Origin of the sequence: Vreelandella olivaria (assembly GCF_023507745.1) — a bacterium.
In the GTDB taxonomy this organism is placed as follows: Bacteria; Pseudomonadota; Gammaproteobacteria; order Pseudomonadales; family Halomonadaceae; genus Vreelandella; species Vreelandella olivaria_A.
Genome location: NZ_JALPZO010000066.1, coordinates 103,612 through 120,529, shown reverse-complemented (window position 1 = coordinate 120,529; position 16,918 = coordinate 103,612). Strand labels below are relative to the sequence as shown.

Below are 16,918 nucleotides of genomic sequence, written 5' to 3'. Positions count from 1 at the left end.
CCAGACTGCACGACAGTCTGGTTCCGATCTGGAGAGAGACATGTTCGCACGGGTCAACACTACCCTCGACAAACTTCTGGATATGGTACAAATCGGTTCTCTGTGGTTGGCGCGTGCCGGTGGCGTGCTGATCCTGCTGACCGTGATCATGGTGACTGTCGAAGTCCTATCGCGGCGCTTCATGGGCCGCTCTGCTGTGCATGCCACCGAGCTCACGGGCTATATCATGGCGATCAGCGCCAGCTGGTCGTTCGCCTACACCCTGATGCGCAAAGCGCATATCCGCATTGATGCCCTGTACCTGAATTTTCCTGTCAAGGTGCGTGGTGTTCTGGATCTGGTCGCGCTGCTGGCCATGGCGCTGTTCTGCATCCTGGTGGTGGGTTCTGCCTTCGGGATCACCAGCGACTCCTACGGCGGTGGCGCCACCGCCAATACGCCCCTCGGTACCCCCATCTGGATACCTCAGGCGCTGTGGCTGCTGGGTCTAACCTGGTTCAGCATTGCGGTCGGCCTACTTACCCTACGCGTGCTGTTTGGCTTGCTGGGAGGAGACATCCAAGGTGTCCAGCGGCTGGCCGGTAGCCCGACGCTGGATGAGCAGATAAACGACGAAAACAAGGAAGCCCTGTCATGATTTTACTCGCACTGCTGGTTCTCCTTGTGCTACTGCTGATCAGTGTACCGGTGGCAGCAACGTTGATTGCACTGGGACTGTTCCTGGATGAGTTCTTCTCGCCGTTCCCTTTAGTCAGAGCGATGGGCGACGTGCTCTGGTCGGCCTCGGACAGCTTCCTGCTGATCGCCATTCCACTGTTCATACTACTCGGTGAAATCCTGGTGCGTACTGGCATCGCCAAGGGCACCTACCGCGCCTTGGAGAGCTGGTTATCGTGGCTGCCGGGCGGCTTGCTGCATGCCAATATCGGCACCGCAACGCTGTTTTCTGCCACCTCCGGCTCCAGCGTGGCTACCGCGGCCACCATAGGCACTGTGGCGCTCCCCCAGGGTAAGGAGATGGAATACGACCCCAAGCTGTTCACTGGCTCGATTGCCGCCGGGGGCACCCTGGGGATCATGATTCCTCCCTCCATCAACCTGATCGTCTACGGCTTCCTAACCGAAACCTCGATTCCCCAGCTGTTCGCGGCGGGGCTGCTGCCGGGGCTTCTGCTGGCCGTGCTGTTCATGGTCGGAACGGCGCTAATCTGCCTGTGGCGCCCCACCCTTGGCGGCCCAAGCACCCACCACACCTGGGGCGAGCGCTTCTCGGGGCTCAAGCACCTGGTGCCGGTGCTGATCCTGTTCGGCATCGTGGTGGGCTCGATCTATGCTGGCTGGGCGACGCCCACCGAAGCGGCCTCCCTGGGGGTGATCGGGGCGCTATTGATCGCGCTGTTCATGCGCAAGCTATCGCTGGGCATCATCATTGAGGCGTTAGATGGCACTATGCGTACCACCGGCATGATTATGCTGATCATCATCGCCTCCTACTTCCTCAACTTCGTGTTGGCCTCCACCGGGGTTACCCGGGAGCTGACCGGCTTTCTGGAGTCAGCAGGCCTGGGCCCCTACTCGACGCTTATGCTGGTGATCGCGCTCTACATCGTGCTGGGCTTCTTTATCGAGACGCTGTCGCTGATGGTGATCACTATCCCCATCGTCGCCCCGATCATTATCGCCATGGGCTTTGACCCGGTGTGGTTCGGCATCCTGTTGATCCTGCTGATCGAAATGGCGCTGATCACCCCGCCGGTGGGCCTTAACCTCTATGTGGTGCAGGGGGTTCGCCAGGGCGGTTCCTTCAACGATGTGATGCTGGGTGCCATGCCCTACGTCGGCATCATGTTCTTAATGGCCATCGTACTTATTGTGTTTCCGTCGGTCGCCATGTATCTGCCCAACCTGGTGCGTGGATAGCCCTGAACACCACCTACAACAAAGGAGTCCTCATGACAACGTTTTATCTCGCAGAGACAGCACAACCCATCGACGTCGAGGTACAGGAACTGATCATTGCCGGCTGGGCCGGGCGCGAGCAGGCGGCCATTGACGAGCACATTGAGGAGCTCAAGGAGATTGGCGTCACACCGCCTTCCAGTACGCCGCTGTTCTACCGCGTCGCGGCCAACCAGCTTATCACCGCGGCTGATATTCAGGTGCTCGGCGAGGCCTCTAGCGGGGAGGTGGAAATCGTGCTGATTGGCACGCCCCAAGGCACCCTGATGGGCATTGGCTCTGATCATACCGACCGAGAGGCTGAAGCCTGGTCGGTGGCACATTCCAAGCAGGTCTGCGTCAAGCCGGTCAGCCAGCAGCTGTGGCGCCTGGACAGTGTGATCGAGCATTGGGACAGCCTGCAAATGAGCGCCTATGCCACCTTCGACGGCGAGGAAGTCCTTTACCAGCAAGGCGCCGTGACGGGGCTGCTGCATCCCGCCGAGCTGCTCAAGCGCTTCGGGCTTGAGCAGCCGCAGCTGGCACCTGGCCAAGTGATGCTGTGCGGTACCCTGCCAGTGATCGGCGGGGTGCGAGCCTCCGAGGCGTTTCGCATGGTGCTCGAGGATCCCGTCACCGGACGCCAGTTGGAGCACCGCTACGCCGTCCAGTCGCTGGCGGTGGTGGCATGAGCCACCCCACGCCCTTGCAGCCGCTTCAGGGCCACTCCGCGACCCTCGACGTTCTGCTCGATGGCATGCGAGACGGTCGCTGGCAAGCCAGTGAACTGCTCAATGTCTGCCTCAAGAACAGCGATGAGCGGGAAGATCTCCAGGCCCAGGTCTATACCCGCCGCTTCGAGCGCAGCGCGCGTGCCGAGGCGGCCGCCGCCGACCGACTGCGTACAGACGGAGTGCCGGCGGGGCAGCTGGCAGGGTTGCCGATTGCCCTCAAGGCGCTGTTCGATGTGGCCGGCGAAGTGACCCATGCCGGCTCCCAGGGGTGGCAGCCGGCGGCCGAGCGGGATGCGGTTATCGTCGCCCGACTGCGCCGTGAAGGAGCGGTGCTGACCGGACATACCAACATGACCGAGTTCGCCTACTCCGGGCTGGGGCTCAATCCCCACTATGGTACTCCCGACAATCCGCTCGCCCCGGGGCGTATCCCCGGCGGATCCTCCTCAGGCTCTGCCGTGGCAGTGGCGCTGGGGATGGCGGCGGCGGCCATCGGCACCGACACTGGCGGCTCGGTACGTATCCCCGCGGCCTTTTGTGGCCTGGTCGGTTTCAAGCCCACCCAGGCTCGCGTTCCGCGCCAGGGAGTCTTGCCGCTCTCGGACAGCCTGGACTCGATCGGCCCCATCGCCCGCAGCGTGACCTGCTGCGCCCGCTTGGATGCGGTGCTCGCCGGGCAGCCCTGTCAGCCTCTCATCGCGCTGCCGTTGAAGGGCCGTCGCTTTGTTGTGCCTAGTGACTACATGCTCGACGGCATGGAAGCAACGGTGGAAAACGCCTTTACCCGCAGCCTGACACTGCTGAGCGAGGCCGGTGCTACGCTCATCGAGGCCCCGGCGCCGGTCCTGGCCAGCCTGCCGGAGCTGATGGAAGGGGGTGGGTTTACCGCCGCCGAGAGCTACTACCTGCACCGGCAATGGCTTCACGAGCATGGCGACCGCTACGACCCGCGCGTTCGCTCGCGGATCGAGAAAGGCGCCGCCTTGAGCGCAGCGGATTACCTCGAACTGCTGCAGCGTCGTCGCGAACGTCAGCATCAGGCCGATGCCTGGCTTGCCGAATTCGATGGCCTATTGGCACCCACCGTGCCGGTGGCCCCGCCTCGCCTTGAGGAGGTGGCCAGTGACGAGGAGTATGCGCGGCTCAACCTGCTGGTGCTGCGCAACCCGACGGTGGCTAACCTGCTCGACCTGTGCGCTATCACGCTGCCCAACCACGCTCCGGGAGAGCTGCCCTGCGGGCTGATGCTGGTCGGCCGCAACGGCACAGATGCCACGCTACTGCGCCAGGCCCTGGCCATCGAAGAGACCATACAGCCACGATGCTGAGCGTTCTGGCGGCCAAGTTGGTGGCCACGGCGGCGGTGGTCATCGGCGTGTCCATCGCGGTGGGCAAGCTGGGCCCCAGGCTAGGCGGCATTATTGCCGGCATGCCGATCGTGCTGGGGCCCGGCTACTTTTTCATGCTCCAGGAGCAGTCGCCGGCGTTTATTCGCGAGGCGGTACTCTCGACCCTGCACGCCCTGGTCGCCACGCTGGTATTCACTATCTGCTTCGTGGTCTCGGCCAAGCGGCTGGGCGCCAGGGCCAGCCTGGCGCTGGCGACGCTGTGCTGGATACCTGCGGTGCTGCTGTTCTCGCGGCTCCCGGGCGGGGTGGCCATGGCGGTGCTGATGTACACCATGGCGCTACTGTTGGCCGAAACTGTGAAGCGCTACCTCAGACTGACGCCGCCCAGGGTGGTAGCCGCCTCGGGCTGGTTCGATCTGGTTCTGCGTGGCGTGCTCGCCGGTATGCTGGTAAGCATCGCAACAACCCTGGCGGCCAATGCCGGTCCACTGCTTTCCGGCATTCTGGTGGGCTTCCCTATTGGCCTGCTCACCATTGGCTGGACCCTTCACCAGCGCTATGGCGTCGAGGTGGCCCGCGCCACCGTGAGCATGGCGCAGCAGGGCATGCTAAGTTTGGTGGCTTTTGGCGTGGTCACCGCTACCTTGGTTGGTACAGTGACCCCGCTGGCCACCTTTCTTTTGGCCCTGCTCGCCTCGCTGGCTGTTAGTACCAGCTTGTTCATGTTTAGCCAATGGCGAGCCCGGCGTTTTGCATGTCACTCTGTTTGAAGCCTAATGCAACACGGCGCTTTTTGATTTGATTCAGTAACGGCATGGCGATGTCATCAATTGAGTTGCTTTTATGATTTATAGCAACACATTAGTTGCCGTTTTTTGAAAAGCAACTTACAAGATGACGAAATATAGTGGGTAGGAATTATTTACATTGAGTAATTGATTAAAGCTCGGCCTCAGCCGAGCTTTACCTGATTATTTGCTTAAAAGAATACGTCCATCCAACGCTGCTAACTGAATCTGTATTTCCTCACTTAAATCCCCGCTATAGAGCATAGAAGTTTCCATATTTTTATATAGGCCTTCTCGCGCTGCGCTGGCCCAGTTATAAGATCCCACACAAAAGAACCTATCGTCGGCCATGATCAGCTTGCTGTGTACCTGATGAACCACGTTAATGGTCAGTCCCATTTCTGATAACGCTTTGCAGCACTGTTCAAAGCGCTGCTTTTTACCTTCATCTGGCACGTTATTGCTGGTGGTATTGAAATGGTGATCGGTATAAATCGTAATCGCGATATTTCGATGAGAAGCTTGGCGCAACGCCTCCAGTAGGCCCGTTTCGTTAAGACGCCTTAAAGAGATCCAAGGAGACACCATGGCGACCCATTGACGAGCGGTTTCAAGCAACTCTCGAATGCACTGATCATGCGCTTCAGAATCATTAATGATCCGAGGCGTCTGGCAAAACGCGAGTAGATCAGGACGAGCAACGCTGGGGGTAAACGCTAGTTCGTTTTGCTCGTTGCTAAACAGATATCGGGCAAGCAAGTGGCGCGGCGTTCCTCGTGCACCTCTACCAATCACATCCATATCGCCAAACACAAGGAAGCTATCCTTGGCTCGTGATACTGCTACATTAAGTAGCGAAGGGTCTTGGTCGATAAAGTTGCCATCGTCGTGCCGCGAGTATACGGCTGAAAAAATGACGATAGGGCGCTCGGCTCCTTGCAGGGCATGCACGGTACCGACTGTCATCTCACCGTCGCCGCGGCCTACCTTTATATCCCGTGCTCGGCACTCGATCTCGATCAATGTGGCCTGTGCCTTGAAAGGGGTCACGATGCCTACAATCTTTTCCAGTGGCTTGCCATGCACTGCTTCCAGCCGATCACGCTGGTCTGTCAGCCATTCGGCTATCGTGATCGCTTCAAGCCGGTTAATACGGCTGCCTGAAGGTGGTGTCTCAGCCCGGCCATCAATATGCACGTAGCCAAAGGGCGGCAGTTCGTGATCAGTAGCCAATGTGGTGCGCAGTGGTTGCAGCAATCCTCGATAGCATAGGTCATTGCAGTAGGCGATGATGTCGTTTAGGCAGCGGCGATGCTCGCGCAGGAACATACCCGGTTCGGCCTGTTCGAGATAATGGTAACGGCTGGCCTGCTGAGCGATCCGCATCACGCTGCCATCGACCACGGAGCGCCCACCCTCACGCAGCCCTTCATACTCATCCAGGGTTGTCATGATACCTTGATGAGAAAGGTTGCCAACATCGACTGCCTGTGACTGTGTGGCAACCGGTTTAATCTGATGCACATCGCCAATGGCCAGTACCCGCTTGGCCAGTGCTATGGACGCTCCTGCCACATCAGGGGCCACCTGCCCCGCTTCATCGATAATCAGCAGGTCAATTTCATTGATGAGGTACTCGTTCCGATACTGGCCTTCGCCTTCAAATATGCTGTGGGTCATGTGTGAAGGTAACGAGTGCAACGTCGAAACGATGCAGGGAGTCAACATCATGCGTCGACGCCAGCGGGGGCGCACTTTACTAAGGCCCGGCTTTTCACGCCCTTTGGCCGTTTGTTCAGCCAGCTCCTCTGAACGCTCCGCGCACTCTTCGAGCCAACGCGCCTCCCAGTAATGCACGGACAGCTGGAAGAGGTGAAAACGCAGCGATGTATCCAGCCTCTGATCAAAGGCGCCAAAAGACGCCGGTAATTCATCGAGGCTCAGCTCTCGATAAGCGGATTCGAGCTTTGCCGTCGCCAGTTCTGCCTCTTGTTGCCATTGCTGGCACTCTGTCAGGAAGGCTGCTTTCTGCTCAATGGCCTCGCGCTGCTTAGCTAGCCATGGTTTCACACGGACTCTGGAGCGCTCGCCGCTGACGCTTGCTCGATCAACCGCTGCGTATCAGCGCTAAGGTGCTCATCGATAAACAGTTCTCGTCTCAAACTGCGCTTTTTGGCCACCGGTGGTAGCACGGCTAGCAGTGACAGCCATATTGGCTCTTCGGCACAGAAGCGTTGCCACTGCTTGAGGTCTGCCTGAATGGCATCGTGATCCGTTTGAAGAGCGGCGAGTACCTTCTGCTCGCGCGCTAGCGTTTCCTCGGGCGTATCTCCCAGCGTTTTAATCAGCTGTGTTTGAAGCGCCTCTCATACCGTCCAGTGCTGTTGCAAGGTAGACAGTTGTGCCTGCTTACTTTCCAGCCGTTGATGGAGCTGCTCTCGGACGCTATCTATACGATCAAGTGTCTCATCACCAAGGGCCTGGCGGGCACGTTGCATAAACAGCGACTCGGCGCTATCAAGATACTCCGGCGATTCGATACGGCGATAGAACGATGGCGTCTGATAGTGTTTTGCCGCCTCGTTCTCTTTGCTACGGGCCGGATAGTAGCCGCCGTAACTGGTGATCTCAGGCAGCCAGCGCCCACCGAAGGCGTCATCCGTTTCTTCAAACTCCTTGGCGAAGGCTTCAAGCACATTGGTGACAGCCTGGTTATTGGTTGAAGCTGCCACAATCAACGGTGGTTCTATCTGATCAAGCGCGGCTTTTACCCATAGCGAAGCGACGGCTGACAGAACGAACGTGGTTTTCCCTGTTCCCGGTGGGCCGTTGACCGCCAGCACCTCACCTTCTTCCATCGCCATGACCTGTGCCAACGCATCGCGTTGGGCAACTGCCAGGGGGTATAGCGTATTGGCGTGACCAAGACGGTTCGACATACCCGATAATGGCTCTACGCAAGCTTGGTACTGTTCGACCTTCGCCAGGGCATAGGTGTCTAGCAGTGGCAATGGCTTATCTGTGGTGGAAAGCCAGTCGTAGAGCTTAATGATATGGTGCGCAGCGCCCTGCTGTTCATCAACCTTGACGATTCGTGCTTCATCCGCGCTCACGAATGCCGTTTTAAGCAACTCTTTCGGGCACAGCTCGTCGAACAATTGACGCGAGATATTGTAATACGTTTTCCATCGTGTCTGGTGTTCGTCTTGCTCACTTTTCTCAAGCAGCGTTTGCGCTTCGCTCTCTGACCAGACCTTAGGTTCAGCCTTGCTCAAGAAGCGATCCTGATCCGCAACGTCAGCCAACGTAAAGCGGTCATCGGCCTGGGGGCGAAGAAGATCACGGGGGATGACAGGCGGCTCGGCGGGAATCAAATGACCGTCGCGGGACACCCATAAACCACAGATTAAGGGGGTTATGACATCGGGGAAAAGCGCCTGCTTTTTAGCCCCGTGTTCCTGCAGCACCTTGTAAACCGCCGGCCGTAACATTACCCGTACCAGCCGGACGGATTCTGGTTCACCTTTGAACAGCTTTTGTAGCACTGAATGTTCGGGCGGCAGACGCCCTTCACGATAAAAGGTACTTTCCAGGCTCTCAGTTTGTCCCAGCTCCTTTTTGGTCAGCGCCCCGCGGCCGCTCTCAGCGTCCGCCAACGAATTGCGCCAGTAACGAAGCCACTGTTGGGCCGAGGGAGTGATGGTCTCTGCCTGTGTCATGCTATTGCCTTCTTCCTTGTCCGTTTGGCTGGCACTTTCGCCGCCCGCTCTGCCTTGATGCGTTCCAGCAGCGCCTCGGCGCTGTTCTCACCGCTGATTAGCTCAGGATTATCTTCGCGCCACTGGGCAGTCAGTTCGCCGCGAAAGGCCTTGGCGAGGATGGATTGGGTGAGGTGATTCACCCGCGCCAGCGCCTGGTTGACTTGCTGCTCAATACCGTCGGCGTGGGCGAAGAGTTGATCCACACGGCGGACGATTTCGGTTTGTTCTGTCAACGGTGGGCACGGAATCTTAGCTTCCCTGCACTGGGTCAGAGAAATATTTACCTGGCCAACAATACCTTTCAGGTCATGCGTTACGTCTCGGACTAAAGATCCTTCGCATAAGACGTAGTACAAAAACTTGGGTAGTAACTTCCCAGAATCCGGCCGAAATAGAGTTAGTGCTTGATTAAGATTCCATTCAGAGTGTGTATCCGGAAGGATCGCAACTTTTCCTAGAGGAGGCCCTACGATATTCATCAGAATATCTCCCGGATAACCGATAGAGCGTTTTAGCTTTGTAGTATGAACTTCCTCAGTGATGAACTGTGAGCGATACTCAAAATCAATTTTTTGGTCAACGATATTGTAAACCTTGAGAAATGGCACAGTGCCATTCTGTTCGAATGGATTATTTTTAGGTGTGGAACCACTTTGAACTTTTTCGCAGATTTCTTTAGCAGTCAGTATTGGCCATGATTCTTTTTGGGTACTTTTTTCTCTGAGCCACTCCTCCGTCAACCGCCCACTCACCGCTGCTGTCAGCACGGATTTACGGAAGCGTTTGAGGGTCTCGGGAATGCTCTCAAGGCGGGCTTTGGTGGTTTCCACCTGGGTCAGTAGGGTGTCGAGTTGATCGGCGATGACTTTTTGTTCGGCAGCAGGAGGCAGCACAATTGGAAAGGCTTCAACATAAGCACGTGGAACTCGGCGCAGGCCTACAGCACCGGTCATGTTCTGCGCGCCCTGCTGCATAAAAGGCTGACTTTTAATGATCGAAAAAATCAGTGTTGATGAAATATTTTTGCTAGCAGGCCTGAGAACATAAAACTCTGAACTGCCTGCTCCAATACCATTAGGCAAACCACGAACAATAGAAGCTTTGCCGTTCTCGAAACAAGGGGTCACTTTGGCGAATATGACATCCCCATCTGCAAAGTTGGTATAGGACTTTTTAATTTCACCCCACAGTTTCTCTTCAAAATGCAAAGTGCCGTGGTAACTAGTAGGAGCCAAAGCCATGGGAACGAATCCAGCCACTTGCTCGGGGTTTGCTTCATTCTTTGGATTTAGCGTAACGATATCGGCGAGTGAGCAGTGCGCCCACCCTATTGGTATGTTGTTTGGGGCAGTCATGCCTCATTCTCCAAGGCCGAGATCAGAGCTTCTAACTCACCAATAGCTGCTGTCAGTTCACTCATCGCCTCACCAGCCAGCACGCTGGGTTCGGGCAGGTCAGCGGCATCCACACTGTCCTTGTCTTTGAGCCAGCTGATATCCAGCGAGTCGCCCTTGGTGTCGCGAATCCATTCGTGGCTGAAGCAGCGCCAGCGGGATTTAGCGAGGCGGTCGTCGTCAACGTTTTGGTTCTCTTCCATCGCATCCGTATCGACGGCGATCTCTTCGGCGTTGAACGACCACTCGCCTTCCTGTCGTGGGCTTTGGCCGTTGGGGGCGTCGCCATAAACCGCTTCGAAGGGTGTTAGGTGCTGCTTACCGAACGGCGTGCGCTTGCCAAAGCTCGGCATATTGGTGCGCAGGTCATACACCCAGACGTTCTCGGTGCAGCCGGTATCCTGATATTTGTCTTTTGCCGATCCTTTGGTGAAGAACAGCACATTGGTCTTCACGCCCTGGGCGTAAAAAATACCGGTGGGCAGGCGCAGGATGGTGTGCAGGTTGCACTTGTCCATTAGGTCACGGCGCACATCAGTGCCCACGCCCGCTTCAAACAGCACGTTATCCGGCAGAACTACAGCGGCGCGGCCACCGGGTTTTAGGTTGCGGTAAATATGCTGCAGAAAGGCGAGCTGCTTATTGTTGGTCTTAAATGTTAGGTCGTCGCGGGTAATGCTGGCGTCACCCCCTTTACTGGTGCCGAAAGGTGGGTTGGCCAGTATTACATCGGCTTTGTCGAGGCTTGTGCCCGCTTGGCCTAGAGCGTTGCCGAGATGCACCACGCCCTCATCGTCGCCTTCCATATCGTGTAGTAGGCAGTTCATCAGCGCTAAGCGGCGGGTGCCGGGCACCAGTTCAATGCCTACAAAGGCTCTGTTTTGCTGAAACAGTTGCTGTTGGGCATCCAGGTCTGCCAAGTCATCTGTGTGCTCTTTGATGTATTGGTCGGCAGCGGTTAAAAAGCCTGCGGTGCCCGCTGCTGGGTCTTGAATCAGCTCGCCGGGCTGGGGCTTTAAGCAACGTACCATACTGTTGATCAGCGCTCGGGGCGTGAAGTACTGGCCCGCACCGGATTTGGTTTCGCTGGCGTTCTTCTCCAGCAGCCCTTCGTATAAATCGCCCAGGCCATCTTTTTGCGCGCTGAACCAGTCGATCTGATCCAGGGTTTTGATCATCTGTTCTAAATGGCGCGGCTCCCGCAGGCGGGTTTGCGCATCGGCGTACACGGCGCTGATCAGTGGGTCGGTATGAATTAAGCGGCCGGTGCCATCGCGACCACTGGAGAGGCTGAGCAAAATACGTTTGTAGTCGTCCAGCAGGTTAATACCGGACCTATTGTTCAGGTCAGTCCAGCGACAACCTTCCGGCAATGGGTGCTTTTTCAGAATGCCCGCTTCGGTATTCTCATGCACCATCTTGATAAACAGCAGCAGCACCAGCTCGGTGACGTAGTCGGAATAGTTGATGCCGTCATCGCGCAGTACGTCACACAGATTCCAGAGTTTTTGAACGATGTCGTTATTAGTCATGGAGGAGCCTTTTAACCCGCTTTAATGATGAGCGGAGGTATTAAATGAGTTGTCCTGCAAGGGCGTTGCGGACTGTATTGACCGAGATGTTTTCTGATGCTTGAAGCACGGCTCTGGGGAATAGCACTGCGTAGGCTGCTGGCTGGGTGTGATTGCCAGCCAAGCGAGGGTGTAAACGATTTTTTAGCTGCTGAGCGGTTTCATGGCCGATGACTCGTTCACCCAGTACCTCTAGCAGGGCTCCTTCAAGGCAGGTGGGCGACCAGAGGATAATTTTGTAGCCGTATTTTGAAGCTTTGTCGCGATCCTGCTGGGTAGGTGGCACATCGGCATCCAGCACAAGAAAGCGCTGGTCGAATGCCAGGTGTCCATATTTTCGAGTGGCATTGGTAATGATATTACCGGGCGAGCCCCCTGACTGCTTTTCTATCGTTGGCTTAACGTCTGAGTAGTCAGATCGAAACAGCTGATGCATATGCTTAATAAAGGCTTGATCGTCTGGGCCTTCACCTACAATCAACAGGGCCGTTTTACTTGCCTGCCGATGGCGCCGCTGGTGAGTATGTTTCCTTGCCATGATCAGTTACAGCTCCGGGGTGGCGCCAAGGGCCCCGGCCATATATTTGGCATACAGGTTGTCGTCGGAGCGCAGGCCTGTCATATCGTCTAATCGCCAAGCCTCGCTGTTTTGGTTGCGCTTCTCGACCAAGTAGACCTGATGCTTTTGCAGTAGATTCAGCACCTCGGGGGTGTGGCAGGTGAAGATCAACTGCGCCTGATGAGGATTTGTGTGGTCAAATTCAAACCACTCCAGCAGGTGCGGGACCAAGTGCGGATGCAGGTCATTGTCGATTTCGTCGATAACGGCAACGCCGCCTTTTTGCAGGGCGTTCAAAATAGGCTGAAGCAGCACAAACGCAGACTGAGTGCCACTGGACTCCTCGAAGAAGGGCAGTTCAAACGTTTGGCCATCGTCCGTTTTGTGCAGGCCAAAAGGAACAAACACATCCTCTTCCTTACCTGTTTCATCTCGCCCTGTCAGCTTGCGTATTTCAACACTGCTTAGACCGAGATCAAACGTGCTCATGGCGTCTGACATACGCTTGAGCAAATCGGGTGCTTTCTGAAACTTTGCCGCGGCGCCCACCACCTCACCGTGCTGAAAGTGGCGGCGTCCCGTGCTGACAACATTGGTTTCAATACGGTCAAAAAACTCGATGAAGGACTTCGCTTCAGCGATATCGTAGCTGTGGGCAGCGCTGATCAGTGACGTATTGCCACGGAGCTTCTCGGCTTGGGCTTTAGGAAACGGAAAGCCTTTTTGTTTAAAGCTATACCCTTGCTGTGTTTTTTCACGCTTAAATAAATAACTGTATTGGGCACTCGTTTTTTCATAGAGCGCCTCGAAAATGACCTCTTTAGGCGTCAGTTCCAATTGGTAACGATAGCCGATGCCACCAATCATAAACTCAAGCTCAAAGCGGCATGGTTCGTCAGCATGTAACCGATGGACAGCAAAAGGAATATCAAGATCAGGGTCGCTACCTAAAAAAGACTCGGAGGCAAACCAGCTCAGAAATGCCAACGGCTTAAGGAATTGCGTTTTACCTGAACCGTTGGCGCCGACTACCGCAATGGCTTTGTTGTAGCGTTCGCCATTGATATCGATATCGTAGCCAGTGGGTGTGGGCTTTTTGCCCAAGGCAAAGTCGATGACGGTATCATCAGCAAAGCTGTAGAAATTTCTGAAGCTCAGGTTTTTGATCATATTCTTCAAAATTCAACAGGATTTTGTTGATTCTGCGCTTTTAACGTTGTGGTATCAAGGTGAAATCAGCCGGTTTCTGGCCATATTGCCTCATTTAACTCTTCCAGCACGCTGTCCAACTGTTCCCCAAGCACTTTATCCAGCTGCTTGGCGCCGCCTTGGAAGGCGGGAAGCTGGTTGACGGTCTCCCGATCCAGAATCACTTCTTTGGTAAGCTGTTTGGCCAGCTTTCCTAGCCACTTGCGTTGGTTGGGCGTCCAGTCGTGCTGGGTGTAGAGGCGATCCATGGCATCGGCCACGCGCTGTTCAAACGGCTTTAATGGCTCGCCGAGAGCAGCGCGGCGAATGTGGCCGATGATGCTGGCGGCAATATCCTGGTTGGTATGGTTGCGCACGGCGCTTTGTAGGTTGGCTTCCGAGTAGCCGTGGTTATCCAGCAGCACTTTAACCTCTTTCAACTGTTGGCGGGTTAGGTCGCGAGGTTGGTTGACGACCACGGCTAAGGCGGCAGATTGGTTGATCTGCTCTTTGATAAACGCATTGAAGCTATCCAGGTAGTCTTCCGGGCGTTTATGGACGCCGTAGCTCTGGCTACGCTCGCGTATCTCATCATCGTGCTCGGAAATCACCGGCATACGTTCGCTGCCCACTAGGTGCTTCACCTCGGCTAGCTGGTGTATCAAGCCGCTATGCTGGCGAAGAAATTTGGATGCCTCCCTTGGCCCCAGCTTATGTAAATGCTCATGGAGTTTGTTGGGCTCCACGCCCCATAGATTGTGCAGGTCATTAAGCTTTTGTTTAAGCGCGGGTTTATTTTCTGCTTTGGTCTCGGCTTTGCGCAGTACTCGCATCACTTTTTGACTGAGCTGGCTTAGCACTACATCTGCCTGGCTTTCGCCCTGCTGTTCGCCGGGGCTATTTAGCGCATTTTCCAACTGGTGCTCATCGGTCAATTCATCTACCAACTGCTCAAGGCTGATACTGGGGTCTCGCACCAACGGCTTCATGGTGTTGACCTCCGCCAGGGCGGCGTAGATATCCACCGGGTCGTAGATGGTGAACACGGTCTTGCCGATCTCATCACAGCGTCGGGTGGCACGACCAATCATCTGTTCAAAAAGAATCCGCGAGCGCACCTGACGCATAAATACCAAGTGGCAGATTTTCGGTACGTCGATGCCGGTGGTAAGTAGATCGACGGTAATCGCGATATTGGGGTAGCGCTCGTTTTTATAACGCCTGATCAGTTGGTCGACCTTATCGCTTTTGCCGGTGATTTTAGCCACTGCTGCCTGGTGGTAGCTGCCGTTATAGAGCGCTTTGAAGGCGTCATCCAGCAGACGTTTGACCATATCAGCGTGAAGGTCAGTGGCGCAGAAAATCAGCGTTTTTTCATCGCCAAACGGGTCTAGCTCTTCGGCTAGCTGCTCGCAGATTACGCGGTTGAAGTTTTCGTTGATGACCTGGCGATTGAAGGCGTCGATGTCGAAGCGCAGCTCATCTTCTAGTTCAGTGGTATCGACTTCGCCGGTTTGGGTGTTGATCACCTCTATGGGCTTACCTTTCTCGAACTGGATGCCTTCTTGGGTCAGCAGGGTTTCATAGCGTATGGGCGGCTCGTGGTCGATCAGCCAGTCGTCCGCCACCGCTTCCCGGTAGGAGTAGGTGTATACAGGTTTGCCGAAAATCTCGCTGGTATGCTTGGCCGGGGTGGCAGTCAGCGCGATTTTGACTGCATCAAAGTAATCAAGCACCCTGCGATAGCTGGAGAGGTACTGGCTGGCGTCACGTGTGGCTAGCTCGCCTTCGGTCATCTCTTGGTCTAGCGTGTAGCCGCGGTGGGCTTCGTCGATAATGATGCAGTCGAATTGATCAATTGGCGGTGGCTGATCGCTCATAAAAATGCGCTTCACCATAGCCTGCACGGTGGCCACCTGCACGCGGGTTTCCGCTTCTGCTGCCATATCGCCAAGCTCTGCCACATTGTAGATTTTGCTTAGGGTTTGGTTCTGCTCCAGCGGCGCTTCGTTGAAGGCATCAATGGCTTGATCGCCAAGGGCGGTACGGTCGACCAGAAATAGAATGCGGTGAAAACGCTCGGTTTTTAGAAACCGGTACATCAGGCCGATGATGGTGCGCGTCTTGCCGGTGCCCGTGGCCATGGCTAGCAGGGCAGAGCGGGTGCCGTGGGCCAATGCATGTTCAGTCGCCAGAATCGCCTTTTGCTGGTACTCCCTTAACCGCAGGTAACCGAATGGCTCGTGTTTCAACAGCTTGTCGGCGTTTTCTCTATCGCGTTCCAGCAGGTTTAACAGGCCGCCGGGGGTATGAAAGCGAGGCAGGGCGCGGCGGGTGTTGCTGGGCTCTCGCACATCGCGAAACCAGGTGCCCGACTGTTCGGCTAGCTGGGGCAGATAGGGGCGGCCATTGCAGGAGTACACAAAAGGTACTTTAAAGTGTCCTTCTTCATCGGCGGGCCAGGCAATGGTGCGCCCGGCAAGCTCCCAGGCACCGACCTGTGGTGGCTCAACGCTTAGACCTTTGCTGTAGCGCTCGGATTGGTCAATCTTGCCCGCCACATTGGCGTTCTCTTTTTTGGCCTCGACCACGGCAATCGGCGTTAAGCCGCAAAACAGCACATAGTCTGCTCGTTCCTTTTGGCCATTGGTTTGATGCACTGGCTGAGTGGGCCATTCAGCAATAGCGCGGTAGGTACCTTTCTCGGGGCGAGCGCCTTTTTGAAAGGTAATCTCTTGGCTGTCGGCTTCCCAGCCGGACTCATTGAGCTGCTGATCAATCAGTATCCGTGTTAACTCTTCACTCAGCACTAATGTGTCGCTGGCGGCTTTGGTTTTACTGGCTACCTGCTGGCGCTGTTGGTTAACGCTGCTTTCACCCTGTGCGACGAGCTGTGTTTGCAGGGCGCGGATTTTGGCTTCGTAAGCGTGTTGCTGCTGGGTTAATGCTTGTTCGTTGCTTTGGGCCTGTTTTGCCAGGGCGCGGGACTCTTCATCCATGGCAAACGCCAGCGCCTCATACTCCTGCTTCTCTTGCTCGACCAGTTGGCTAAGCTGCTGGCTACTATCCAGCGCTTTATTGGCGTGTTGAAGCTCGTGGCGGAGATTTTCAATATCGCTTTGAAGCTGGCGCAGCTGGGCGCTGGGGTCGGCGGGCGGTACAAAAGGGTCAGGCTTGAAGGCGGTGCCTGCTTTACCAAACGAGCGGTGGAACCAGATAGCCAGTTCGCGGGCCAGCTTTAGGCCATCCATGGCTTCTTTGTGGCGGGTACGAAACTGATGGGTCGCTTTATTGCCTTCAATACGCAGGGTGTGGAATAGCTCTTTTACCTGAGGCTCCAGGTGCAGCTCGCGGTTTAAGCGGTAGAGCAGGTCGGCTTGGCTGGTTTGGTTATCAAACTCAACCCCGGAGAGCGCCGCCATATGCTGAGCGAGCGCTTCCCCCAATTGACGCAGCTTGATCAAGGTGGTGTTAGGGTCGCTAACAAAGGCGTGTTCAGCAGCGGTGGAGAGTTCGACAAATAGCGCAGCGTGCTCTGCTAAAAAGCCAAAGTTGCTGGGGGGATGGGTAGTTGTCATTCTCTTTACTCTCCATTTCTTTGCACTTTTGCTTTATCGCTGCCACAAAATAGAAATC

The 16,918-nt window shown here is 55.9% G+C and carries 12 protein-coding genes; 5 read left to right on the top strand and 7 right to left on the bottom strand.

Annotated elements, in window-relative coordinates; translation table 11 throughout:
- Nucleotides 1-40: 40 nt before the first annotated feature.
- Genes HP566_RS05805 through HP566_RS05785 form a run of 5 tightly spaced genes read left to right on the top strand, consistent with a single transcriptional unit; the run spans nucleotide 41 to nucleotide 4,791 of the window.
- Nucleotides 41-637, top strand: a complete 597-nt coding sequence (locus HP566_RS05805) for a TRAP transporter small permease subunit (RefSeq protein WP_249976318.1) — start codon at nucleotides 41-43, stop codon at nucleotides 635-637.
- Nucleotides 634-1,920: a TRAP transporter large permease gene (locus HP566_RS05800; RefSeq protein WP_249976317.1), complete on the top strand. Its 1,287-nt coding sequence runs from the start codon at nucleotides 634-636 to the stop codon at nucleotides 1,918-1,920. The genes HP566_RS05805 and HP566_RS05800 overlap by 4 nt, the downstream gene beginning before the upstream one ends.
- Nucleotides 1,921-1,952: 32 nt before the next feature.
- A complete protein-coding gene (locus HP566_RS05795; RefSeq protein WP_249976316.1) occupies nucleotides 1,953-2,630 on the top strand; it encodes a DUF2848 domain-containing protein in 678 nt (225 codons plus the stop codon).
- The gene (locus HP566_RS05790) at nucleotides 2,627-4,000 is read left to right on the top strand and encodes an amidase (protein ID WP_249976315.1); all 1,374 of its coding nucleotides are present in this window, start codon (nucleotides 2,627-2,629) and stop codon (nucleotides 3,998-4,000) included. The genes HP566_RS05795 and HP566_RS05790 overlap by 4 nt, the downstream gene beginning before the upstream one ends.
- Nucleotides 3,994-4,791 carry a hypothetical protein gene (locus HP566_RS05785; RefSeq protein ID WP_249976314.1) on the top strand — a complete coding sequence of 266 codons (798 nt, stop codon included), beginning with the start codon at nucleotides 3,994-3,996 and terminating at the stop codon, nucleotides 4,789-4,791. The genes HP566_RS05790 and HP566_RS05785 overlap by 7 nt, the downstream gene beginning before the upstream one ends.
- A gap of 201 nt (nucleotides 4,792-4,992) precedes the next feature.
- Here the strand turns inward: HP566_RS05785 and HP566_RS21715 are convergent, their stop codons facing one another.
- The 7 genes from HP566_RS21715 to hsdR all read right to left on the bottom strand — a co-directional run bounded on the left by HP566_RS21715 (nucleotide 4,993) and on the right by hsdR (nucleotide 16,860).
- Entirely contained in the window at nucleotides 4,993-6,879 is a 1,887-nt protein-coding gene (locus HP566_RS21715; RefSeq protein ID WP_249976313.1) for an AAA domain-containing protein, read from the bottom strand.
- A 296-nt stretch (nucleotides 6,880-7,175) separates the two neighbouring features.
- Nucleotides 7,176-8,528: an AAA domain-containing protein gene (locus HP566_RS05775; RefSeq protein ID WP_249976312.1), complete on the bottom strand. Its 1,353-nt coding sequence runs from the start codon at nucleotides 8,526-8,528 to the stop codon at nucleotides 7,176-7,178.
- Nucleotides 8,525-9,925, bottom strand: a complete 1,401-nt coding sequence (locus HP566_RS05770; protein ID WP_249976311.1) for a restriction endonuclease subunit S — start codon at nucleotides 9,923-9,925, stop codon at nucleotides 8,525-8,527. The genes HP566_RS05775 and HP566_RS05770 overlap by 4 nt, the downstream gene beginning before the upstream one ends.
- On the bottom strand, nucleotides 9,922-11,496 hold the full coding sequence (locus HP566_RS05765; protein ID WP_284041327.1) for an N-6 DNA methylase: 1,575 nt from the start codon (nucleotides 11,494-11,496) through the stop codon (nucleotides 9,922-9,924). Before HP566_RS05765 ends, HP566_RS05770 begins: the two co-directional genes overlap by 4 nt.
- A gap of 40 nt (nucleotides 11,497-11,536) precedes the next feature.
- A complete protein-coding gene (locus HP566_RS05760; protein WP_249976310.1) occupies nucleotides 11,537-12,073 on the bottom strand; it encodes a hypothetical protein in 537 nt (178 codons plus the stop codon).
- Nucleotides 12,074-12,079: 6 nt separating this feature from the next.
- Nucleotides 12,080-13,264: an AAA family ATPase gene (locus HP566_RS05755; protein ID WP_249976309.1), complete on the bottom strand. Its 1,185-nt coding sequence runs from the start codon at nucleotides 13,262-13,264 to the stop codon at nucleotides 12,080-12,082.
- Nucleotides 13,265-13,329: 65 nt separating this feature from the next.
- Nucleotides 13,330-16,860 carry a type I restriction-modification system endonuclease gene (hsdR, locus tag HP566_RS05750; RefSeq protein ID WP_249976308.1) on the bottom strand — a complete coding sequence of 1,177 codons (3,531 nt, stop codon included), beginning with the start codon at nucleotides 16,858-16,860 and terminating at the stop codon, nucleotides 13,330-13,332.
- Nucleotides 16,861-16,918 lie beyond the last annotated feature (58 nt).